The organism is Streptomyces sp. ADI95-17 (genome assembly GCF_003846175.1).
Lineage (GTDB): Bacteria > Actinomycetota > Actinomycetes > Streptomycetales > Streptomycetaceae > Streptomyces > Streptomyces sanglieri.
The window spans coordinates 1,228,171-1,249,815 of record NZ_ML123044.1; the positions used below are offsets into that span (position 1 = coordinate 1,228,171).

A 21,645-nucleotide genomic window follows, 5' to 3' on the forward strand; every position below is an offset into this window, starting at 1 on the left:
CGGTCAGCCCCCGGCGGGTCCGGTGTCCCCCAGCGACTCGAAGCGCCAGCGGTGCACCGGACGGGTGATCAGCCCGGCGTCCGGCTCGGGGAGTTCGGGCAGCTCATCGCCGTAGGCGCCCTCCCACCAGGTGATGACCAGGACCCGGTCCTGCGGGGCGCGCAGCAGCTCGCGGCGGAGCGGCTCGCGGGCCAGCTCCGCCGAACGGGCCCGCGCCCACTCCAGGAGTTCGGCGCCCCGGCCGTCGGTGGCCCGGGCCTCCCACATCAGCGCGACGGTCGTACCGCTCATGAGTAGAGGTTGTCCTTGCTGATCTCGTGCACGTGGTCGTGATCGTGGGTGTACGGGTGGGCGCCCGGTACGTGGGTGTCGGTGACCGGCAGCGAGGAGTCCGCGGACAGCTCCAGGTCGGAGGCCGGCCGGTTGCGGGCGACCATCTCCGCGCCCAGCGCCGCGACCATCGCGCCGTTGTCGGTGCACAGCCCGGGGCGCGGCACCCGCAGCCGGATGCCGGCCCGCTCGCACCGCTCCTCGGCCAGCGCCCGCAGCCGCGAGTTGGCCGCGACCCCGCCGCCGATCATCAGGTGGTCGACGCCCTCGTCCTTGCAGGCCCGGACGGCCTTGCGGGTGAGCACGTCGACCACGGCCTCCTGGAAGGACGCCGCCACGTCCCGTACCGGCACCTCCTCGCCCGCCGCGCGCTTGGCCTCGATCCAGCGGGCCACCGAGGTCTTCAGGCCGGAGAAGGAGAAGTCGTAGGCGGGGTCGCGCGAACCGGTGAGCCCGCGCGGGAACGCGATCGCGGCCGGGTCGCCCTCCTTCGCCAGCCGGTCGATGACCGGGCCGCCGGGGAAGCCCAGGTTCAGCACCCGGGCGATCTTGTCGAAGGCCTCGCCGGCCGCGTCGTCGATGGTCGCGCCCAGCGGCCGTACGTCGTTGGTGATGTCCGGCGCGAGCAGCAGCGAGGAGTGGCCGCCGCTGACCAGCAGCGCCATCGTCGGCTCGGGCAGCGGGCCGTGCTCCAGCTGGTCCACGCAGATGTGCGAGGCGAGGTGGTTCACCCCGTAGAGCGGCTTGTTCAGCGCGTACGCGTACGCCTTCGCCGCCGACACACCGACCAGCAGCGCGCCCGCGAGGCCGGGGCCCGCGGTGACGGAGATGCCGTCGAGGTCGCGGGCGCTGATCCCGGCCTCCTTCAGGGCACGCTCGATGGTGGGGACCATCGCCTCCAGATGGGCGCGGGAGGCGATCTCCGGGACGACGCCGCCGAAGCGGGCGTGGGTGTCGACGCTGGAGGCGACGGCGTCGGCGAGCAGGGTGGTGCCCCGGACGATGCCGACGCCGGTCTCGTCGCAGGAGGTCTCGATGCCGAGTACGAGCGGTTCGTCAGCCATCAGTCAGTCTCTGTTCCCTGTACGTGCTCTCGCACGTGTTCCTGTGCGTGGAGGCGCATGACGAGTGCGTCGATGTTGCCCGGCTGGTAGTAGCCGCGCCGGAAGCCGATCGGTTCGAAGCCGAAGCGTTCGTACAGCTTCTGGGCCCGGGTGTTGTCGACGCGGACTTCGAGGAGCACCTCGGCGCACTCGAAGGCCGTGGCGTGCTTCAGCAGATCGGTCAGGAGCACCGAGCCGAGACCGCCGCCCCAGTGGTCGCGGGTGACCCCGATCGTCTGTACGTCGGCGAGGTCGCCGGCCGCGGCGAGCCCCGCGTAGCCGACGATCCGGCCGGTGACGGGGTCCTCGGCGACGACATAGCGGCGGGTGGCCCGGGGGCCGCGGGAGTGCGCCAGCTCGGACCAGAACATGCCGGCCGACCAGGCGTCGTCCGGGAACAGCTCGTGTTCGAGCTCCAGCACCGGATCGATGTCCCACCAGCGCATCTCGCGCAGAACGGCAGTCGTGCTCGTCACTTCGGGGTGACCACCTTGTAGTTCTTCGGCACCTGGGCGTCGGGCCTGCGCAGGTAGAGCGGCTGCGGGGGCAGCAGCTCCGCGCCCGCGGCGAGCCGCTCGGCGGCGAGGGCGGCCAGTGCTCCGGCGCTGACGTGCTCGGGCTCCCGGGCGTCCGGGAACGCCTCGGGGTAGAGCACCGCGCCCGCGCCGACGACGGGCAGTCCGGCGAGCTGCCCGGCGATGTCGGCGGGCCGGTCGACGGCGGGCCCGGTGACCCGGGTGCGCGCGTCGTCGTATCTCGCCCAGTAGACCTCCTTGCGGCGGGCGTCCGTCGCAACGGCGAACGGCCCCTCCAGCCCGGCCAGGCCCGCGGCGTACGCGAGACCGTCCAGGGTGCACAGCCCGTGCACCGGCACGGAGAGGGCGGAGCCGAAGGTCGCGGCGGTGACCAGACCGACCCGGAGCCCGGTGTACGGTCCGGGGCCGACGCCGACGACCACGTCCGTCACGGCGTCGAGTTTCACCCCGGCCCGGGCCAGGACCCGGTCGACGGCGGGCAGCAGCAGCTCCCCGTGCCTTCGGGCGTCGACCTGTCCGGACTCGGCGACGACGGAGGTCCCGTCGTGCAGGGCGACGGTGACGGCGGGGGTGGCGGTATCCACGGCGAGCAAGAGCACGCAAACAGCCTACGGCTCCGCCGACGGAGGCACGGCGCCCCGTACGGCGTCCCGGCACGCCCGGCCCCGGCTGCTACCGTCACCGTGCACACACGGGTACGACGTAAACGCTAAACGCTTGTACGACATACGGAAGCGAAAGGGGCGCGCACGGTGTCTAGGGGCAGCTCGGGAATCGTGGCCGGGCTCACTGCGGCGGCGCTGGTCGCCGTCGGCGTCCTGGCCTTCCAGGCATCGGCGAACGCCCCCGACAGCCTCGCGGCCCCCAAACCGAAGGCCTCAGCCACCGCCACCGCCACCGAGCACGCGAAGCCGAAGGAGAAGTCGCGCCCGGCCGCGCTCCCCAAGGGCTCCGGCACCGGGAAGCGGGTCGTGTACGCCCTGGCGGACCGCCGGGTCTGGCTCGTCGACGCGGACGGGAAGGCGACCCGGAACTTCGAGGTCATGCCGAGCGCGCTGAACCCGCTGCCCGGGACCTACAAGGTGGGCACCCGCCAGGGCACCCCCACCAAGGGCTCGGACGGCGTGATGATCGAGCACGTGGTGCGGTTCGCGATGGTGGACGACGCGTCCGTCGGGTTCAGCGCGGCGGTGGACGGCTCGATGGAGAGCCCGGACCCGACGCTGAAGACGGGTGGCGTGCGGATGTCCCGGGAGGACGGGGACGCCATGTGGGGCTTCGCGATGGTGGGCACGAAGGTGGTCGTCCTCCCGTAGGACGCCCGGCCCGGCGGCTCGTCCGGCCCGCCGGGTCACCCCGCCCGTCGTTCGAGGCCGGACCCCGAACGGGGTACGGGAGCGGCGGCCGGGGCTTCGTCGTCCCGGTCCGCGGACGGTGGCGGCGTGGAGACCGCCGTGGCCGCGGCGCAGGCCGCCAGCAGGTCTCTCATCGATGGCGGCGGCGGCACTTCACGTTCGGCGGACGTCGTCATGGATGCCTCCTGAGGCTCCGGTGGAAGGCGTGGTTAGGCAGACCTAACCCGCTCTCGCCATCCATGTGACCACGCCCGTGCCGCCCGGCGCAACAATTTGCCGACAGCCTGTCGGAATCAGGCCCCGGCCAGGATCCGCCGGAAACGACCTGGAACTCGCGCAGCCCCGGCCAGGATCCGCCGGACCCGGCCTAGAACTCGCGCAGCCCCGCCCAGCGCGCGCCGATCCCGATCAGCGTCACCTCGCGCCGCTCGTCGTCCGTGTCGCCGACCGCGCGGTCGATCACCACCTGGAGCCGGTCCTCGGACAGCTCCTCGACCTTGCCGTCGCCCCACTCCACGACCACCACCGACTCCGGCAGCGACACATCGAGGTCCAGGTCCTCCATCTCGTCGAGCCCGCCGCCCAGGCGGTACGCGTCCACGTGGACCAGGGCCGGGCCACCGGTCAGCGACGGGTGGACACGGGCGATCACGAAGGTGGGAGAGGTGACCGCGCCGCGCACGCCGAGGCCCTCGCCGAGGCCCCGGGTCAGTGTCGTCTTCCCGGCGCCCAGCTCCCCGGTGAGCATCACGAGGTCGCCGGGGAGCAGGATCCCGGCGATCCGGCGGCCGAGCGCCTGCATCTGTTCGGGGGACTCGACGGCCAGGTTCAGGGTGACGGCGGCGGACGCGGCGCCCTCGGCGAGCTCAGTCGCCGGGCTGTTGTGCGGTGCTTCCATGTCCGCCAACGTTAGCCGCTGCCGGCACGGCGCCGACGCGTACCAGCAGGTCCGCCAGCCGGTCCGTGACCGTCTCGGGGTGCTCCAGCATCACCAGATGACCGGCGTCCGGGACGATGACCAGTTCCGCGTCCGGGAGCTGGTCCGCGATGGCCTCGCTGTGCGAGCTGGGCGTCACCAGGTCCTTGTCGCCCGCCAGGATCAGCACCGGGGCGTCGCGGAAGGCGGGCAGCGCGCCGCTCTTGTCGTGTTCGGTGAAGGCCGGGTAGAACTCGGCGACCACATCGATCGGGGTGGACTCGATGAGCCGCTCGGCGAACCGCTCGACCGCCGGATCGACGTCCCGCGAACCGAACGAGTACCGCTTGATCAGCCCGGCGAACAGATCGGCGGTCGCCCGGCGGCCCCGTTCCACCAGCTCGGCCTGGGAGCCGAGCGCCCTGAGCACCCCGGGCAGCACCCGCCGCACCGCGTTCACGCCCGCGACCGGCAGCCCGAAGTCGACCTCGCCGAGCTTCCCGCTCGATGTGCCGACGAAGGCGACGGCGGCGACCCGGTCCCGGATCAGCGCGGGGAACTGGTCGGCCAGCGCCATCATCGTCATGCCGCCCATCGAGTGCCCGACCAGCACCAGCCTGCCCTCGGGCGCCGCCGCGTCGATCACCGCCTTCAGATCGCGGCCGAGCTGGTCGATGCCGACCGTCACGCCCTCCGCCTGGGCCCGGCCCCGCTCGGAGCGGCCATGGCTGCGCTGGTCCCAGTGGACGGTGCGGACCAGGCCGCGCAGCGCCGCCCGCTGGAAGTGCCAGGAGTCCTGGCTGAGGCAGTAGCCGTGGCTGAAGACCACGGTGACCGGCGCGGGGGCCTTGCGGCCGAAGAGCCTGCGGCGGCGGGTGCCGGGGGCGGCTGCGTCGCCCCCGCCGCCCGGTCCGGTGTCCGCGGCGCCGTCCGGTTCGACCTCGTCGACCTCGTAGTACAGCTCGGTGCCGTCGTCCGCCGTGGCCCGGCCCGGCAGTCCGCGCAGCGAGCCGTACGGCCCGGTGGCGTCCAGCGCCAGCCTGGCCCTTCTGCGCATGCCCCGGCCGACGGTGAGCCGCTCGACCGCGACACCGGCCGCCGCCCCCGCCGCGATCACGCCTATGGCGGCGCCGGCGATACCTGCCCGGCGCCAGCCGACCGCCGCAGCAGCCGTCGTCACAGCGTCCCCCGCACCGATCTCGCTCACCGTGCCGCGCTCCTCGTCGGTCGTATCCGTCAGGTCAGGGCCGGTCCGTTCCGGTCGTGATCCGATCGTGCCTGGTCAGCGGCGCTCGATCGGTCAGGACTCGGCCGGGGTGGCGTGCAGATGCAGGCGCGGTACGCGGGTGCCGATCCGGGTGACGATCTCGTACGCGATCGTGTCGGCGGCCTGCGCCCAGTCCTCGGCGGTCGGCTCGCCCCGGTCCCCCGGGCCGAAGAGCACCGCCTCGCTGCCCACCTCGATCTCGTCGCCGCCGAGATCGACGACGAACTGGTCCATGGCCACCCGGCCGGCGATCCGCCGGACGACGCCGCCGACCAGGACCGGCGCCCGGCCGGAGGCGTGGCGCGGGATGCCGTCCGCGTAGCCGACCGGCACCAGGCCCAGAGTGGTCTCGGCGGAGGTCGTGTAGTGGTGTCCGTAGCTGATCCCGTGACCGGCCGGCACCTGCTTGACCAGGGCGACCGACGCGACGAGCCGCATGACCGGGCGGAGCCCGAAGTCGGCCGGGGTGCCCAGCTCGGGGCTGGGCGAGATGCCGTACATCGCGATCCCGGTACGCACCAGGTCGAAGTGGGCCTCGGGGATCGTCAGCGTCGCCGGGGAGTTGGCCATGTGGCGCACCTCGGGCTCGACGCCCGCCTTCTCGGCGTGCTCCACCATGTCCCGGAACACGGCCAGCTGGGCGGCGATGGAGGGGTGGCCGGGCTCGTCGGCGCAGGCGAAGTGGGACCACAGGCCGGTGATCCGGACGGTGCCCGCGTCCTCGGCGGCGCGGGCGGCGGCGACCAGCTCCGGCCAGTCGGCGGGCTGGCAGCCGTTGCGCCCGAGGCCGGTGTCGGCCTTGAGCTGGATCCGGGCCGGGACGCCCGCCTCCGCGGCCGCGGCGACGACCTCGCGCAGCGCCCACATCCCGCTCACCGACACATCGATGTCGGCCTCGATCGCCTCGCGCCAGGGACCGCCCGGGGTCCACAGCCAGCACATCACCCGGCCGCCGAGTCCGGCGGCCCGCAGGGCGAGCGCCTCCTGCGGGGTCGCGGTGCCCAGCCAGGTCGCCCCGGCCTCCAGCGCGGCGCGGGCGCAGGGCACCGCCCCGTGCCCGTACGCGTCGGACTTGACGACGGCCATGAGTTGCGCACCCGCCGCCCGCGCGCGCAGTACACGCACGTTGGCGCGCAGCGCGGCGAGGTCGATCTCGGCACGGGCTCTCAAGGACGCTGTCTCGTTCATCGCGCCCAGTCTCTCAGAGGCGCACGGCAGGGCCCTCGGGCGGCAGGTCACCCGGCCGTCCCTCAGTGATGGCGCAGCTCGTGTTCCAGGTGGTCGACGATGACCGGGACATGGCTGTGGGGTACGTCCTTGACCGCCGTGATCAACGTCACCGGGCCGCCCTCCCGGACCAGTTCGACCAGTTCGTGGACGGCCGCCGCGTGGACGGGGTCGGCCAGTTCGGCGCGGTAGCGGTCGACGAACTCGTCGTAGCGGGTGGCGGTGCGGTCCTCGTGGTACCAGTCGCGGAGCTCGTTCGACGGGGTGATGTCCTTGAGCCACTTGTCGATCGCGGCCTTCTCCTTGGACTCGCCGCGCGGCCAGAGCCGGTCGACCAGGACACGGGTGCCGTCGGTGTCCTCCTTCGGCTCGTACACCCGGCGTACGCGTACGTCGCTGCTGCCCACGGTCGGCCCTCCTGTCGGCTGCGGTCGGTGCTGACTGCGCCCAGGATCACTCAGGCCCGCACGTCCCGCCACGCCGCCGGGATCGCCTCCGCGACGTCCTGCGCGGCGACGGGCGAGCCGTCGGAGGCGTGGCGGGCGGCGAGTCCGTGCAGATGGGCACCGGCCGACGCGGCGTCGCGCGGGGCGAGGCCCGCGGCGAGCAGGGAGCCGGTCAGTCCGGAGAGGACGTCGCCGCTGCCTGCCGTGGCCAGCCAGGAGGTGCCGGTCGGATTGACCCGTACGGGGGTGTCCGGGTCGTCGGTGGCGATCAGGGTCGTCGACCCCTTGAGCAGCACGGTGGCCCGGTAGCGGGCGGCCAGCTCCCGTACGGCGGCGAGCCGCCCCGCCTCGACCTCCTCGCGCGGGACGCCGAGCAGCGCGGCGGCCTCACCGGCGTGCGGGGTGAGGACCGTCGGCGCGGTGCGCTCGCGCACGGCGCCGGCGTCCAGCAGCCGCAGCCCGTCCGCGTCCACCAGCACCGCGACGTCCGCCGCCAGCACGTCGCGGACCGCGTCGGCGGCCTCCGCGCCGTCACCGAGTCCGGGGCCGACGACCCACGCCTGCACCCGCCCCGCCTTCGACGGCGGCCCCGCGTGGACCAGCGTCTCCGGATGCCGGGCGATCACCGCACCGGCGCCCGGTCCGACGTACCGCACGGCCCCCGCGCCGCCCCGCAGCGCCCCGGAGACGGCCAGCACCGCCGCCCCCGGGTAGCGCGCGGACCCGGCGACGATGCCGACGACCCCGCGCCGGTACTTGTCGCTCTCCGCTGCGGGGACCGGCAGCAGCGCGGCGACGTCCGCGTACTGGAGCACCTCCAGCTCGGGCACGCCGGGCAGTTCGGGTCCGAGCCCGATGTCGACGAGGTACAGCGCGCCCGCCCGTTCGGCGGCCGGGTCGATGAGCAGGCCCGGCTTGTACGTGCCGAAGGTCACGGTCGCGTCGGCGCGCACCGCCTCGCCGAGCACCTCGCCGGTGTCGGCCTCGACCCCGCTGGGCAGGTCGACGGCGATCAGCGGCGCACCGGTCGCCGCGAAGGCCCGCACCAGCTCGACGGCGTCCGGCCGCAGCCCGCCGCGGCCGCCGATTCCGGTGATCCCGTCGACGACGAGATCGATGTGGCCGCCCCAGGCGTCGGCGCCCCGCGACCCCTCCACGCCGTCCGCGATCCGCCCGCCGGCCGCGAGCAGGGCCGCCAGGCCGCCCTCGTGGGCGCGGCCCGGCGCGGTGAGCACGGCGCGCACTCCGGCGCCGCGACGGGCGAGCCGGGCGCCCGCGTACAGCGCGTCGCCCCCGTTGTCGCCGCTGCCGACGAGGAGGACGACCCGTGACCCGTAGACCCGGCCGTGCCGCCGCAGCACGTCGGCGCAGGCCGCCGCGAGTCCGGCGGCGGCGCGCTGCATCAGCGCGCCCTCGGGGAGCCGGGCCATCAGGGCCCGTTCGGCGGCCCGTACGGTCCGGACGCTGTAGGCGGTACGCATGTGCTCAACCCTCCGCGATCACCACGGCCGACGCCACCCCCGCGTCATGGCTGAGCGACACGTGCCAGTGCCGTACGCCCAGCCCGGCGGCGCGTGCGGCGACGGTGCCGCGGACCCGCAGCCGGGGCTGCCCGCTGTCCTCGACGTACACCTCGGCGTCCGTCCAGAGCAGTCCGCCGGGCGCGCCGAGCGCCTTCGCGAGGGCCTCCTTCGCGGCGAACCTGGCGGCGAGCGAGGCGGTGCCCCGCCGCTCACCGCTGGGCAGCAGCAACTCCCGTTCCACGAAGAGCCGTTCGGCCAGCTGCGGCGTACGCTCCAGCGCCGCGTCGAACCGTTCGATCTCGGCCACGTCGATCCCGACCCCGATGATCACGCGCGTTCCCTCATCCCTCGCTACTCCACGGTCACGGACTTCGCCAGATTGCGCGGCTGGTCCACGTCGTTGCCGCGGGCCGTGGCCAGTTCGCAGGCGAAGACCTGGAGCGGCACCGTCGACACCAGCGGCTGGAGCAGCGTAGGCGTAATGGGGATCCGGATCAGGTGGTCGGCGTACGGGACGACCGCCTCGTCGCCCTCCTCGGCGATGACGATGGTGCGGGCGCCGCGGGCCCTGATCTCCTGGATGTTCGACACGATCTTGTCGTGCAGCAGCGACCGTCCGCGCGGCGACGGGACCACCACGACGACCGGGAGGCCGTCCTCGATGAGCGCGATCGGGCCGTGCTTGAGTTCACCGGCGGCGAAGCCCTCGGCGTGCATGTACGCGAGTTCCTTGAGCTTCAACGCGCCTTCCAGGGCCACGGGGTAGCCGACATGGCGGCCCAGGAAGAGCACGGTGTCGTGACCGGCGAGGGAGCGGGCGAGCTCGCGCACCGGCTCCATGGTCTCCAGGACCTGTTCGACCGCGCCGGAGATCTCGGAGAGCTGGCGGATGACGGTGCGGATCTCGTCGCCCCACTTCGTGCCCCGGATCTGCCCGAGGTACAGGGCGACGAGGTAGCAGGCGACCAGCTGGGTGAGGAAGGCCTTGGTGGAGGCGACCGCGACCTCGGGCCCGGCGTGCGTGTAGAGCACGGCGTCGGACTCCCGGGGGATGGTGGAGCCGTTGGTGTTGCAGATGGCGAGGACCTTCGCGCCCTGATCGCGGGCGTGCCGCAGGGCCATCAGGGTGTCCATCGTCTCGCCGGACTGCGAGATCGCGACGACCAGGGTGCGGTGGTCGAGGATCGGGTCGCGGTAGCGGAACTCGCTGGCCAGCTCGGTCTCGCAAGGGATGCGGGTCCAGTGCTCGATGGCGTACTTGGCGATCATCCCGGAGTGGAACGCGGTGCCGCAGGCCACGATGACGACCTTGTCGACCTCCCGCAGCTCGTGCGGCGGGATGCGGACCTCGTCGAGTCGGAGCGAGCCCGCGCCGTCGATCCGTCCGAGGAGGGTGTCGGCGACGGCCTTCGGCTGCTCGGCGATCTCCTTGAGCATGAAGTAGTCGTGGCCGCCCTTCTCGGCGGCGGAGACGTCCCAGTCCACGTGGTACTTGCGGACCTCGGCGGGCCGTCCGTCGAAGTCGGTGACGGTGACGCCCTCCCGGCGCAGCTCGACCACCTGGTCCTGGCCCAGTTCGATCGCGGCGCGGGTGTGCGCGATGAACGCGGCGACGTCGGAGGCCAGGAACGACTCGTCCTCCCCCACCCCCACCACGAGCGGTGAGTTGCGCCGGGCGCCGACCACCGTGCCGGGCGCGTCCGCGTGCACGGCGACGAGGGTGAAGGCGCCCTCCAGCCGGCGGCAGACCTGCCGCATCGCCTCCGCCGGGTCGGCGCAGGCGGAGAACGCCTCGGCGAGCAGATGGGCGACGACCTCGGTGTCGGTCTCGGAGGCCAGGTCGTGGCCGCGCTCGGCGAGTTCGGCGCGCAGCGCGGCGAAGTTCTCGATGATCCCGTTGTGCACGACGGCGACCCGGCCCGCGTTGTCCAGGTGCGGGTGGGCGTTGGAGTCGGTGGGGGCGCCGTGGGTGGCCCAGCGGGTGTGCCCGATCCCGGTGGTCCCGGCCGGGAGCGGCGCCTCGACCAGCGCCTTCTCCAGATTGACGAGCTTGCCGGCCCGTTTCGTCGCGGCGAGGCCGCCGTCCGCGAGGACCGCGATGCCCGCCGAGTCGTAACCCCGGTACTCAAGTCGCTTGAGCCCCGCGACGACGACGTCCTGCGCCGACTGCCCACCGACGTAACCGACGATTCCGCACATACCGTTCCCTTCGTGGTCACTCCCCCTTCTTCTCCGCATCGTCGCAGAAGGCGAACAGGGCGGCAGGGAGGACGGCGTGATGCGTGCGGCGGGCGGCCGGGCCCGGGGCCCAGCCGCCCGATGGGGTCCACAGGCCCTGTCTCCGGTCCGTACCCGTTCCTACGCTCGAAAGCTCGCGGGAGAAGCACGGGGGCTGACCGAAGGGCGGGGCGGCATGACGGGAAGCGGCGGCCGGATGCGGTGGCGGACGGGCCGGTTCGGGAGGGGCGGGGGATGCGAGGGCCAGACCGCGATCGAGTACGTGGGCATCGGCGCCGTCGTCCTCGCCCTGATCCTGGCGATGCTGGTGGCGGGCCAGGCGTCCGGCGCGGGCGTCGCCGTCGGCGGGCGGCTCTGCGAGGCGGTCGCCACGATCGGCGCGGGCGAGGCGGGCGACTGCGCCGGGTCCGGCGCGGATGACAACGGTCCGGGCGACGGCGGCGACGGCTCTTCTGACAACGATGTCGACGAGGCGGACGAATCGACTCCGGCCGCGAGCGACTCGTCGGGCGACGATGCCGGGGACGACGAGGAGGACCCCTTCGAGCCGGACAAGTGCCTGCTGTCCTCGGACGACCGCAAGACGACCACCCGGATCCAGATCCTCTTCTTCAAGATCTCCAGCTCGGAGCAGGTGACGATCGAGCAGTGGTCGGACGGTTCGGTCACCCTCTCCCGGAACGTGGACGTCGGCGCCGGCGTCGAGGGCGGCGTCAGCGCCAGCATCGGCAAGCTCGGCGACTGGAGCGGTCAGGCGGAGCTCAGCGGGGGCTACAACTGGAGCTCCGGCAGCGGCGGCCAGTGGGTGTTCAACGCCCACAAGGAGGGCGCCTCGCTCCAGGAGGACCTGGAGCACAACGTCGAGGACGCCAAGAAGTACGCCAAGCTCCTCGCCAAGAACGACGAGTGCGCCACCGACCCCGACCCCGAGGGGCAGATAGCCTGCTCGGCCGCGGCGAGCTGGTTCGTACCGGACCAGGACCCGGAGAAGGCGCCGGACGTGGACATCAGCAGGACCACCACGGAGGCGTCCGGCGAGGTGGGCTTCGGGCTCTCCACCCACAAGGGCTCCGACGAGGACGACAACGTTGCCAACGTGGGCGCCTCCGGGTCGATGAGCGATGACGTGACCGTGCTGCGCGCCCAGTCGGGCGAGGACGCCGGGAAGATCACCTTCGTCTACACCTTCACGATGAGCGGGAAGCTGGAGGCGGACGCGGCGGGCAAGGTGGGCGCGTCCGGCGAGGGCACCCACATGCAGCAGGTGGCCGTCACCTACGACGCGGAGAAGTACGACAAGGAGAAGGACGACGACGAGCCGCACCACCCGGAGAAGCTGGAGATCACCACGAGCCAGCAGGACGGTGTCGCCGGCAAGGGCAACGGCTCCACGGAGGTCGAGGTCTCCGGAGGAAGCGGACTGACCCTCGGCGTGGAGGGCGGCGCGGGCAGTTCGACGTCCACCCTGCACACCGAGTCCGCCTCGGTGGACCTGGACACGGACGAGAAGAGCGCCGCCGTCGAGGACTGGCTGCGCGGTCGCGGCAAGCAGCCGGCGAAGGGCACGCTCCCGTCGCCGCGCGACGCCGCGGATCCGCTCGCAGCCGACGCGAGCCCCGTACAGAAGCTGCTCCACGACAACGCCGAGGTCACCAGCCTCGACTACGACGTCAACAAGGACTGGTGGGACGTCTCGCTCGCGATCGGCATCGGCGTCGCCGCCGGCTCGGTGAACCTCGGCTTCAAGCTGTTCGGCCTGTCGGTGGAGCACGAGGAGACCGAGCAGACGATCACCGGGAACCCGACGTACGCCGGGAAGCCCGAGGACGACGGCACGCGCCCCTGGAAACCGTTCACCAAGTGCACGGACGTGAAGCCCGTGGAGAGCTGAGCGGTCCGGCCGCCACACCGGCGTCAGGGGCACGTCCCGGTCGGGGGCGTGCCCCTGTGGCGTGCTCCTGTGGCGTACGAGCCCACCGCGGATCCGGGCACACGCACCGCTCCGCCTACCCTGTGAACCTTTCCGGCCCCTGCGGGGAACAAGGGGTGACACGCCCGCCCGACGAGCCCCAGGAGCCGATGTGACCGGACCGCCGGCCAGCCCCGACGACGATGCCGAGGTCATCGCGCAGTCGCTGGAGGAACCCGAGATCTTCGCCGGGCTCTACGACCGTCACGCCCCGGACATCCACCGCTATGCCGCCCGCCGCCTCGGGGAGGGCGCGGCGGACGACATCACGGCGGACACCTTCCTCATCGCCTTCCGCTCCCGGCGCCGCTTCGACCGCTCCCGGAGCAGCGCCCGCCCCTGGCTGTACGGGATCGCGGCGAACCTCATCGGCAAGCACCGGCGCAGCGAGGAGCGCGGGCTGCGGGCCCTGGCCCGTACCGGGCAGGACCCGGTGGCCGCGTCCTGGAGCGACCGTTGCGACGACCGGATCGCCGCCCAGGCACCGCTGGCGGCGGCGCTCGCCGCGCTCTCGCCCGGCGACCGCCATGTACTGCTGCTCGTCGCCTGGGCCGATCTCGGGTACCAGGAGGTCGCCCAGGCGCTGGGCATCCCGCTCGGCACCGTACGGTCCCGGCTCAACCGGGCCCGGCGCAAGGTCCGCGAGGCCCTCTGCACGGACCCCTCGTTCACGCCCGCCGACGCGATGGAGCTGACCCCGTCATGGACGAAATGACCCAGCTGCGCGAACTCCGCGCGGACGCACCCGTTCCTGACCGCGGCACGCTCGCCCCCGGCCGGCAGCGGCTCACCGAGGCCGCGGCCTCGGGCCGCCGGGCCCGCCGGCTGCGGGCCGACTGGCGGCTCGCCGCGGTCGGCGCGGCCGCGGCGATCACCGTGGCGGCGGTGCTCGGCACCCAGCTCGGGGACGCCGCCGCGCCCTCCCGCTCCGGGCCCGCGTCGACCACCGGAACCCTGCGGCTGGACAGCCCGGCCGAGGTGCTGAACCAGGCCGCCGACGCGCTGGAGAAGCAGTCGGCCGGGCCGGAGCCGCGCGACGACCAGTGGATCTACACCAGGACGGCGCAGCGGGCCTCGCAGGGCGACCAGAACGGCGCGTCCCTCGGCCCCGCGACGTACGACCCCGACAGCTGGGTTCCGTACGACAACTCCGCCGCGGCCGAGAAGGGCAAGGACCCCGACTACCGCACGGCGCGCCAGGTCTACCGGGCCGCGAACGCCCTGCCCGACGACCCGGCGCGGCTGCTGGCGGAGATCCGCTCCTTCTACCCGACCGGGAACACGGCCGAGGACCCTCCCGAGCGCGAGGCCCAGCACAGCTTCCGCGCGATCGGACTGATGGCCGAGGCGTACCCGGTCGCACCGGCCGCCCTCGCCCGGATCTACCGCGCCATGGCCACCATCCCCGGGGTGCGCGTCACCGGCCATCTGGTGAAGGACGCGGCCGGGCGCGAGGCCATCGCCATCACCCGGAAGGAGGACGGCAGCCATGAGCAGCGGGAGATCCTGATCGACCCGCACGACTTCGGCTACGCCGGTCAGCGCTTCGTGGTCGCCGAGGACTACGCGCAGACACTCTCCGACGGCAAGGTGGAGCGCCAGACATTCAGGTTCGAGGCCGGGCAGGTCCTCACGAGCGAGGCCCGGACCGAGGCCGCCGTCGTCGACGCCAAGGGCGAGAAGCCCTGACCTCGCGGGGCGGCGAACCGGGGCCGGTGTCCGCTACAGGGGTGTGGACACCGGCCCCCGCCGGCAACTGCCGGTGACCCCGGGTGCAGAAGGCGGGCACCCGTCCGTGACCAAGGACGGCGGTACCCCTGTCCCCCTCCCCACGTGACCGAGCCCACCCCCCACTGCGGCAGAACTCCCGCGACAATGAACCCGTGATCACTTCGCCGCCACGGAGCACCCACCGACGCGCCGAGCACGCGGCGACGCCGTACGTCGATCTGTCCCGCGCCGAGTGGAGCGCGCTGCGCGACAAGACTCCGCTGCCGCTGACCGCCGACGAGGTGGAGCGGCTGCGCGGACTCGGGGACGTCATCGACCTCGACGAGGTGCGGGACGTCTACCTCCCGCTGTCCCGGCTCCTCAACCTCTACGTCCAGGCCACCTCGGGCCTGCGCGGCGCCCTGAACACCTTCCTCGGGGACGCGGGCAACGGCCACGGCGCGCAGCGCGGCACCCCGTTCGTCATAGGCGTCGCGGGCAGTGTCGCGGTCGGCAAGTCCACCACCGCGCGCATCCTCCAGGCCCTGCTGGCCCGCTGGCCCGAGCATCCGCGCGTCGAGCTGGTGACCACGGACGGGTTCCTGCTGCCGATGAAGGAGCTCCGGGCCCGCGGGCTGATGTCGCGCAAGGGGTTCCCCGAGTCGTACGACCGGCGCGCCCTGACCCGGTTCGTCGCCGACATCAAGGCCGGCAAGGACGAGGTGACCGCACCCGTCTACTCGCACCTGATCTACGACATCGTGCCGGACCAGCGGCTCACCGTACGCCGCCCCGACATCCTGATCGTCGAGGGGCTGAACGTGCTCCAGCCCGCGATGCCCGGCAGCGACGGCCGGACCAGGGTCGGTCTCGCCGACTACTTCGACTTCAGCGTGTACGTGGACGCGCGCACCGAGGACATCGAGACCTGGTACCTCAACCGCTTCCGCAAGCTGCGCGACACCGCGTTCCAGGACCCGTCCTCGTACTTCCGCAAGTACACCCAGGTCTCCGAGGAGGAGGCCATGGCGTACGCGGCGACGATGTGGCGGACCATCAACAAGCCCAATCTGGTGGAGAACGTCGCACCCACCCGGGGCCGTGCCACCCTGGTGCTGCGCAAGGGCCCGGACCACAAGGTCCAGCGGCTGTCCCTGCGCAAACTCTGAGCCTCCCGGGAGTGGCCACGTGCTGCATCTGCGCCTGATCGTCCCCGCCGACCGTACGGACGAGGTGCTGCGCCTGGTGGAGGACACCCTCGGTACGACACATCTCGTCGTGCTGACCGGGGCCGCCCGCGATCCGGCGGGCGACATGATCCTGTGCGATGTGGCCCGTGAGGCGGGCGACGGGCTGATCTCCGCGCTGCGCCGCCTCGGGATCGACAAGTCCGGTTCGATCACCGTCGAGAACATGGACCTGACGCTCTCCGCGCACGCCGACAGGGCAGAGGAGGCCGCGCCGGGCGAGGGCGCGGACGCGGTGCTGTGGGAGGAGCTGACGGAGGCGACCCACGAGGAGTCGACGTTCAGCGTCACGTACGTGGCGTTCCTCACCGTCGCGACGATGCTCGCCGCCTGCGGTGTGATGCTCGACAACGCGATCCTGATCGTGGGCGCGATGGCGGTCGGCCCGGAGTTCGGCCCGCTGGCCGGGATCTCCACGGCCCTGGTGCAGCGCGCGCCACGACTGGCGCTGCGTTCCCTGTACGCCCTGATCGGCGGCTTCGCCGTGGCGATGGTGCTGACCGCCGGGTTCGCCTGGCTGATGGACGCCGCCGGGCTGTTCACCCGCTCGATGATCGAGGCCGACCGCCCCAACACGGCGTTCATCTGGAAGCCGGACGCGATGTCGTTCGTGGTGGCGTTCCTGGCCGGGATCGCCGGAACGCTCTCGCTCACCTCGGCGAAGTCCGGGGCGCTGATCGGCGTCGCCATCTCGGTGACGACCGTGCCGGCCGCGGCCAACGCGGCGGTGGCGTTCAGCTACAGCGACTACCACCAGATGTCCGGCTCCACGACCCAGCTGCTGGCGAACCTGGGCGGAATCGTGGTCGCGGGAACCCTGACCCTGCTGGTCCAGAAGGCCCTGTGGGCCGCCCACCGCCGCCGGACGGCCCTCGCCACGGGCCCGTCCGGCGATCAGGGGTCTTCAAAGCAGGCGGGCTAGCCCAGCGCGGACTTCACCACGTCGGCCAGCCGCTCGGCGATCGCCCGGGCCTGCTCGATGTCGGCCGCCTCGACCATGACCCGCACCAGCGGCTCGGTGCCCGACTTGCGCAGCAGTACGCGTCCGGTGGAGCCCAGCTCGTGCTCGGCCTCGGCCACGGCCGCGGCGACCTCCGGGGAGGTGGCGACCCGGGACTTGTCGACGTCGCGGACATTGATCAGCAGCTGCGGCAGCCGCTGCATGACCCCGGCCAGATCGGCGAGCGTACGGCCGGTGGCGGCGACCCGGGCCGCCAGCAGCAGGCCGGTCAGCGTGCCGTCGCCGGTCGTGGCGTGGTCCAGGACGATGACATGGCCGGACTGCTCGCCGCCCAGTGCGTAGCCCTCGGCCTTCATCGACTCCAGTACGTAGCGGTCGCCGACGGCGGTCTGGACGAGCTGGATGCCCTCCCGCTCCATCGCGATCTTGAACCCGAGGTTGGACATGACGGTGCCGACCACGGTGTCCTTGCGCAGCTGTCCGGCCTCGCGCATGGCGAGGGCCAGGACGGCCAGGATCTGGTCGCCGTCGACCTCCTCGCCGGTGGAGTCCACGGCCAGGCAGCGGTCGGCGTCGCCGTCGTGCGCGATGCCGAAGTGGGCGCCGTGCTCGACGACGGCGGCCTTCAGCGGCTCCAGGTGGGTGGAACCGCAGCCGTCGTTGATGTTCAGGCCGTTCGGGTCCGCGCCGATCGTGATGACCTCGGCGCCGGCCCGCGCGAAGGCCTCGGGTGAGACCCGGGAGGCCGCGCCGTGCGCCTCGTCGAGCACGACCTTCAGCCCGTCGAGCCGGTTCGGCAGGACCGCGACGAGGTGGGCCACGTAACGGTCGAAGCCCTCCGCGTACTCGGTGACGCGCCCCACACCGGCACCGGTCGGGCGCTCCCACGGCTCGCCGGCGCGGTGCTGCTGGTAGATCGACTCGATGCGGTCCTCCAGCTCGTCGGAGAGCTTGTGACCGCCGCGCGCGATGAACTTGACACCGTTGTCCGGCATCGAGTTGTGGCTCGCGGAGAGCATCACACCGAGGTCGGCGCCCAGCGCACCGGTGAGATACGCCACCGCCGGGGTGGGCAGCACACCGACGCGCAGGACATCCACGCCGGCGCTGGCGAGACCGGCCACGACGGCGGCCTCCAGGAACTCTCCGGACGCACGTGGGTCACGGCCCACCACGGCTGTCGGCCGGGTCCCGTCGAGGGTGCTCCCCTCGGCGAGAACATGCGCCGCCGCGACCGAGAGACCGAGCGCCAGCTCGGCCGTCAGATCCGCATTGGCGACACCGCGCACACCGTCCGTGCCGAAGAGTCGTCCCACTGGTGTCCTCCGAAGATGCTCCGAAACCGCAAAACCAAATCAACCAAAGCAAAGCAACACAGCAACAGGATGCGCGGAACACCGCGCACCGACCGCCGGGCAACACAAAGCCATCACAAACAAGCCTATGAACGTCTTATGCCGTTATACGCCCGAGGGTTCCGATAAACGAACGCCCCGGCAGCACGAGAAGTGCCGCCGGGGCGAACGTGTAAAGCAGATGAGCAGGCGGTTTAGCGCTTGCTGTACTGCGGGGCCTTGCGGGCCTTCTTGAGACCGGCCTTCTTGCGCTCGACCGCACGGTCGTCACGGGAGAGGAAGCCGGCCTTCTTCAGCGGGGCGCGGTTGTTGTCCACGTCCGCCTCGTTCAGCGCACGGGCCACGCCGAGACGCAGGGCGCCGGCCTGACCCGAGACGCCGCCACCCGAGATGCGGGCGATGACGTCGTAGCGGTTGTCGAGCTCAAGCACCTTGAAGGGCTCGTTGACTTCCTGCTGGTGCACCTTGTTGGGGAAGTAGTCCTCAAGGGTGCGACCGTTGATCTTCCACTTGCCGGTGCCCGGAACGATCCGGACGCGGGCGATGGCGTTCTTCCGACGGCCAAGGCCGGCGGCGGGCTGCGGGTCGCCGAAGCGGGACGCCAGCGACTCGCTGGTGTACTCGCCCTCGACGGGAACCTCGGACTCGAAGGTGGTCACCTCGGCGAAGACCTCTTCGCCCTCGGTGCCCTCGATGGGGTTCTCAACAGTGGTCTCGGCCACGATTCTCCTCAGATCTTTCTTTTGGTCTTAGGGGGAGGCCGGAACTACTGCGCGACCTGGGTGATCTCGAACGGGACCGGCTGCTGAGCAGCGTGCGGGTGCTGGTCGCCCGCGTAGACCTTGAGCTTCGAGAGCATCTGACGGCCCAGGCTGTTCTTGGGGATCATGCCCTTGATGGCCTTCTCGACGGCCTTCTCGGGGCTCTTGGCGAGCAGCTCGTCGTAACGGACGGAGCGGAGACCACCCGGGAACCCGGAGTGGCGGTACGCCATCTTCTGGGTCTTCTTGTTGCCGGAGAGGTGAACCTTCTCGGCGTTGATGATGATGACGAAGTCGCCCATGTCCATGTGGGGGGCGTAGATCGCCTTGTGCTTGCCGCGGAGGAGGTTCGCAGCCGTGGTGGCGAGACGACCCAGGACGATGTCCTGCGCGTCAATGATGTGCCACTGGCGCGTCACATCGCCGGGCTTGGGGCTGTACGTACGCACTTCGTAGCCTTCGCTTCTTCAGTGGATGGGGTCCAGACACATGGCACCTCTGAAGCGATCATGCAGCTGGGGCTCACAATGCCGGGGACGCTGCCCGTATGCGAGCCACTGGTAACTGCTCCAGAGAACCTACGTAAGGGCCCTACGCGTGAGAACGACGAAGCCAATACGCATAACAATCGACGAGACTACCCGCCCCGCCCCGGACGGGTCAAAACGCGTGGCCCCCGGGCGGGCGGCAGCGGGGTTCCCCGGCCTGGCCGGCCCCGCTGCCGGGGGCTCCGTCCGAACGCTCCGCCGTGACGCGGCCGCACCCGGATGTCCGCTCGTCGTCCTGCGGGACTCCCCTGCACGCCCCCGAACCCGGCCGCCGCGCGTCTGCGACAGCGGATGTGCCGGCGTGGAGACGCAGGACGGCCCGAGTGGGGACCCGCAGGGGAGTCCCCGCAGGAAATGGCGTACGACCCGGGCCCCTCACGTACCCGGGTGAACACGCCGTTTCCGAGGAGTCTCCCCGGAGGGTCACCACCCCACCCACCCGGGCAAGGCGCACCCCGGACCGTGGAGCAACCGCGTCACCGGGCCCGTTCCACCCGCCGCTCGTCCCACACCGGCTCCGTCGTCTCGCGTACGACCCCGTCGGAGCCGAACACCAGGTAGCGGTCGAAGGACTTCGCGAACCAGCGGTCGTGGGTGACCGCCAGCACCGTTCCCTCGTAGGCCTCAAGACCGTCCTGGAGGGCCTCCGCCGACTCCAGGTCCAGGTTGTCCGTCGGCTCGTCGAGCAGCAGCGCGGTCGTGCCGGCCAGCTCCAGGAGCAGGATCTGGAACCGTGCCTGCTGGCCGCCGGACAGCTTCTCGAAGGGCTGGTCGCCCTGCCGTTCCAGCTCGTAGCGGCGCAGCACGGACATCGCCCCGCCGCGGTCCTTGGCGTGCTCGGTCCACAGGATCTCGACGAGGGAGTGCCCGAGCAGCTCGGGATGGGCGTGGGTCTGTGCGAAGTGGCCCGGTACGACCCGGGCGCCGAGCTTCCACTCCCCGGTGTGCGCGACCTGCTCGCCCGCGAGGAGCCGCAGGAAGTGCGACTTGCCCGATCCGTTCGAGCCGAGGACGGCGACCCGCTCCCCGTAGAAGATCTCCAGGTCGAACGGCTTCATCAGGCCGGACAGCTCAAGGTTCTTGCAGGTCACCGCGCGTACCCCGGTCCGGCCGCCGCGCAGCCGCATCTTGATGTCCTGCTCGCGCGGCGGCTCCGGCGGCGGGCCCGCGTCCTCGAACTTCTTGAAGCGGGTCTGCATCGCCCGGTAGCGGGACGCCATGTCGGGGCTGATCGCCGCCTGCTGCCGCAGCCGGTGGACCAGCGCCTTCAGCCGGGCGTGCTCCTCCTCCCAGCGCCGCAGCAGCTCCTCGAACCGGGCGAACCGGTCCTTGCGCGCCTGGTGGTACGTGTCGAAGCCGGCGCCGTGCACCCACACGTCGCTGCCCGCCGGGCTCGGCTCCACGCTGACGATCTTCTCGGCGGCCCTGGAGAGCAGCTCCCGGTCGTGCGAGACGAACAGGACCGTCTTACGGGTCTCCTTGAGCCGGTCCTCCAGCCATCGCTTGCCGGGCACGTCGAGATAGTTGTCCGGCTCGTCGAGCAGCAGCACCTCGTCGGGGCCGCGCAGCAGCGCCTCCAGCACCAGACGCTTCTGCTCACCGCCGGAGAGCGTGCGCACCTCGCGCCACTGCGCCTTCTCGTACGGGACGCCGAGCGCTGCCATGGTGCACATGTCCCAGACGGTCTCGGCCTCGTACCCGCGCGCCTCCGCCCAGTCGCTCAGGGCCTGCGCGTACTTCATCTGCGCGGCCTCGTCGTCGACGGTGAGGATCAGCTCCTCGGCCCGGTCGACCGCGAGGGCCGCCTCCCTGATGCGCGGCTGGGAGACGGAGACGAGCAGGTCCCGGACCGTGCGTTCGTCCCGCACCGAGCCCACGAACTGCTGCATCACGCCGAGCCCGCCGCTCACCGAGACGGAGCCGCCGTGCGGCTGGAGGTCCCCGGCGAGCAGCCTGAGCAGTGTCGTCTTGCCGGCCCCGTTGGCCCCCACCAGGGCGACCACGGCCCCGTCCGCCACCCGGAACGAAGCATCGCCGAGCAGCACCCGCCCGTCCGGTAGGTAGTACTCCAGATGGCCCGCTTCAAGATGTCCCATACACAGCATTGTCACGGCCCGCGAAGCACTGGCCCAACCGGTTTACGTCTCCTCTAG

The 21,645-nt window shown here is 72.2% G+C and carries 22 protein-coding genes; 6 read left to right on the top strand and 16 right to left on the bottom strand.

The genetic code is table 11. The features are described from left to right. Positions 1 to 3 precede the first annotated feature (3 nt). The 4 genes from EES42_RS05360 to tsaB are packed head-to-tail and all read right to left on the bottom strand — an operon-like array spanning position 4 to position 2,568. The gene (locus tag EES42_RS05360) at positions 4 to 291 is read right to left on the bottom strand and encodes a hypothetical protein (protein WP_124716911.1); all 288 of its coding nucleotides are present in this window, start codon (positions 289 to 291) and stop codon (positions 4 to 6) included. Continuing rightward, complete coding sequence (tsaD, locus tag EES42_RS05365) at positions 288 to 1,394, bottom strand: tRNA (adenosine(37)-N6)-threonylcarbamoyltransferase complex transferase subunit TsaD (RefSeq protein ID WP_124716912.1); 1,107 nt, start codon at positions 1,392 to 1,394, stop codon at positions 288 to 290. The genes EES42_RS05360 and tsaD overlap by 4 nt, the downstream gene beginning before the upstream one ends. Then, positions 1,394 to 1,909, bottom strand: coding sequence for a ribosomal protein S18-alanine N-acetyltransferase (rimI, locus tag EES42_RS05370; protein ID WP_124716913.1), 516 nt, complete (start codon positions 1,907 to 1,909; stop codon positions 1,394 to 1,396). Before rimI ends, tsaD begins: the two co-directional genes overlap by 1 nt. Beyond that, a complete protein-coding gene (gene tsaB, locus EES42_RS05375; RefSeq protein ID WP_241196245.1) occupies positions 1,906 to 2,568 on the bottom strand; it encodes a tRNA (adenosine(37)-N6)-threonylcarbamoyltransferase complex dimerization subunit type 1 TsaB in 663 nt (220 codons plus the stop codon). Before tsaB ends, rimI begins: the two co-directional genes overlap by 4 nt. 153 nt (positions 2,569 to 2,721) lie before the next feature. On the opposite strand from tsaB, the gene EES42_RS05380 reads away from it, so the two are divergent. Then, positions 2,722 to 3,285, top strand: coding sequence for a hypothetical protein (locus EES42_RS05380; protein ID WP_241196246.1), 564 nt, complete (start codon positions 2,722 to 2,724; stop codon positions 3,283 to 3,285). A gap of 35 nt (positions 3,286 to 3,320) precedes the next feature. Here EES42_RS05380 and EES42_RS05385 read toward each other — a convergent pair whose 3' ends face one another. The 8 genes from EES42_RS05385 to glmS form a co-directional block, all read right to left on the bottom strand. Beyond that, positions 3,321 to 3,500 (bottom strand): hypothetical protein, encoded by a 180-nt coding sequence (locus EES42_RS05385; protein WP_124716914.1) that lies wholly within the window; start codon positions 3,498 to 3,500, stop codon positions 3,321 to 3,323. A gap of 191 nt (positions 3,501 to 3,691) precedes the next feature. Beyond that, the gene (gene tsaE, locus EES42_RS05390) at positions 3,692 to 4,222 is read right to left on the bottom strand and encodes a tRNA (adenosine(37)-N6)-threonylcarbamoyltransferase complex ATPase subunit type 1 TsaE (protein WP_124716915.1); all 531 of its coding nucleotides are present in this window, start codon (positions 4,220 to 4,222) and stop codon (positions 3,692 to 3,694) included. Further along, positions 4,191 to 5,447, bottom strand: a complete 1,257-nt coding sequence (locus tag EES42_RS05395) for an alpha/beta fold hydrolase (protein ID WP_124716916.1) — start codon at positions 5,445 to 5,447, stop codon at positions 4,191 to 4,193. The genes tsaE and EES42_RS05395 overlap by 32 nt, the downstream gene beginning before the upstream one ends. A 93-nt stretch (positions 5,448 to 5,540) precedes the next feature. Further along, entirely contained in the window at positions 5,541 to 6,695 is a 1,155-nt protein-coding gene (gene alr / locus EES42_RS05400) for an alanine racemase (RefSeq protein WP_124716917.1), read from the bottom strand. A 62-nt stretch (positions 6,696 to 6,757) separates the two neighbouring features. Further along, the gene (locus EES42_RS05405; RefSeq protein ID WP_124716918.1) at positions 6,758 to 7,141 is read right to left on the bottom strand and encodes a DUF488 domain-containing protein; all 384 of its coding nucleotides are present in this window, start codon (positions 7,139 to 7,141) and stop codon (positions 6,758 to 6,760) included. 50 nt (positions 7,142 to 7,191) lie between these two features. Beyond that, positions 7,192 to 8,661 (bottom strand): NAD(P)H-hydrate dehydratase, encoded by a 1,470-nt coding sequence (locus EES42_RS05410; protein ID WP_124716919.1) that lies wholly within the window; start codon positions 8,659 to 8,661, stop codon positions 7,192 to 7,194. A 4-nt stretch (positions 8,662 to 8,665) separates the two neighbouring features. Next, positions 8,666 to 9,034: a holo-ACP synthase gene (locus EES42_RS05415; RefSeq protein ID WP_124716920.1), complete on the bottom strand. Its 369-nt coding sequence runs from the start codon at positions 9,032 to 9,034 to the stop codon at positions 8,666 to 8,668. Positions 9,035 to 9,054: 20 nt separating this feature from the next. Continuing rightward, a complete protein-coding gene (gene glmS / locus EES42_RS05420) occupies positions 9,055 to 10,902 on the bottom strand; it encodes a glutamine--fructose-6-phosphate transaminase (isomerizing) (protein ID WP_124716921.1) in 1,848 nt (615 codons plus the stop codon). A gap of 214 nt (positions 10,903 to 11,116) precedes the next feature. Between glmS and EES42_RS05425 the strand changes: the two genes are divergently transcribed. From EES42_RS05425 to EES42_RS05445, 5 genes are all read left to right on the top strand, one after another. Then, entirely contained in the window at positions 11,117 to 12,832 is a 1,716-nt protein-coding gene (locus tag EES42_RS05425; protein WP_124716922.1) for a hypothetical protein, read from the top strand. 190 nt (positions 12,833 to 13,022) lie between these two features. Further along, positions 13,023 to 13,625 (top strand): RNA polymerase sigma factor, encoded by a 603-nt coding sequence (locus tag EES42_RS05430; RefSeq protein WP_124716923.1) that lies wholly within the window; start codon positions 13,023 to 13,025, stop codon positions 13,623 to 13,625. Next, positions 13,613 to 14,599, top strand: coding sequence for a CU044_5270 family protein (locus EES42_RS05435; protein WP_124716924.1), 987 nt, complete (start codon positions 13,613 to 13,615; stop codon positions 14,597 to 14,599). Before EES42_RS05430 ends, EES42_RS05435 begins: the two co-directional genes overlap by 13 nt. Positions 14,600 to 14,793: 194 nt before the next feature. Further along, positions 14,794 to 15,789: a type I pantothenate kinase gene (coaA, locus tag EES42_RS05440; RefSeq protein ID WP_124716925.1), complete on the top strand. Its 996-nt coding sequence runs from the start codon at positions 14,794 to 14,796 to the stop codon at positions 15,787 to 15,789. A 19-nt stretch (positions 15,790 to 15,808) separates the two neighbouring features. Beyond that, entirely contained in the window at positions 15,809 to 16,789 is a 981-nt protein-coding gene (locus EES42_RS05445) for a DUF389 domain-containing protein (RefSeq protein WP_124716926.1), read from the top strand. Here EES42_RS05445 and glmM read toward each other — a convergent pair. The 4 genes from glmM to EES42_RS05465 all read right to left on the bottom strand — a co-directional run bounded on the left by glmM (position 16,786) and on the right by EES42_RS05465 (position 21,597). After that, on the bottom strand, positions 16,786 to 18,144 hold the full coding sequence (gene glmM / locus EES42_RS05450) for a phosphoglucosamine mutase (protein WP_124716927.1): 1,359 nt from the start codon (positions 18,142 to 18,144) through the stop codon (positions 16,786 to 16,788). The genes EES42_RS05445 and glmM overlap by 4 nt on opposite strands. 233 nt (positions 18,145 to 18,377) lie before the next feature. Continuing rightward, positions 18,378 to 18,905, bottom strand: coding sequence for a 30S ribosomal protein S9 (gene rpsI, locus EES42_RS05455; RefSeq protein ID WP_030979658.1), 528 nt, complete (start codon positions 18,903 to 18,905; stop codon positions 18,378 to 18,380). Between the two features lie 44 nt (positions 18,906 to 18,949). Continuing rightward, complete coding sequence (gene rplM / locus EES42_RS05460) at positions 18,950 to 19,393, bottom strand: 50S ribosomal protein L13 (RefSeq protein WP_072486702.1); 444 nt, start codon at positions 19,391 to 19,393, stop codon at positions 18,950 to 18,952. Positions 19,394 to 19,968: 575 nt separating this feature from the next. Next, complete coding sequence (locus EES42_RS05465) at positions 19,969 to 21,597, bottom strand: ABC-F family ATP-binding cassette domain-containing protein (RefSeq protein WP_206433405.1); 1,629 nt, start codon at positions 21,595 to 21,597, stop codon at positions 19,969 to 19,971. Positions 21,598 to 21,645: the final 48 nt, after the last annotated feature.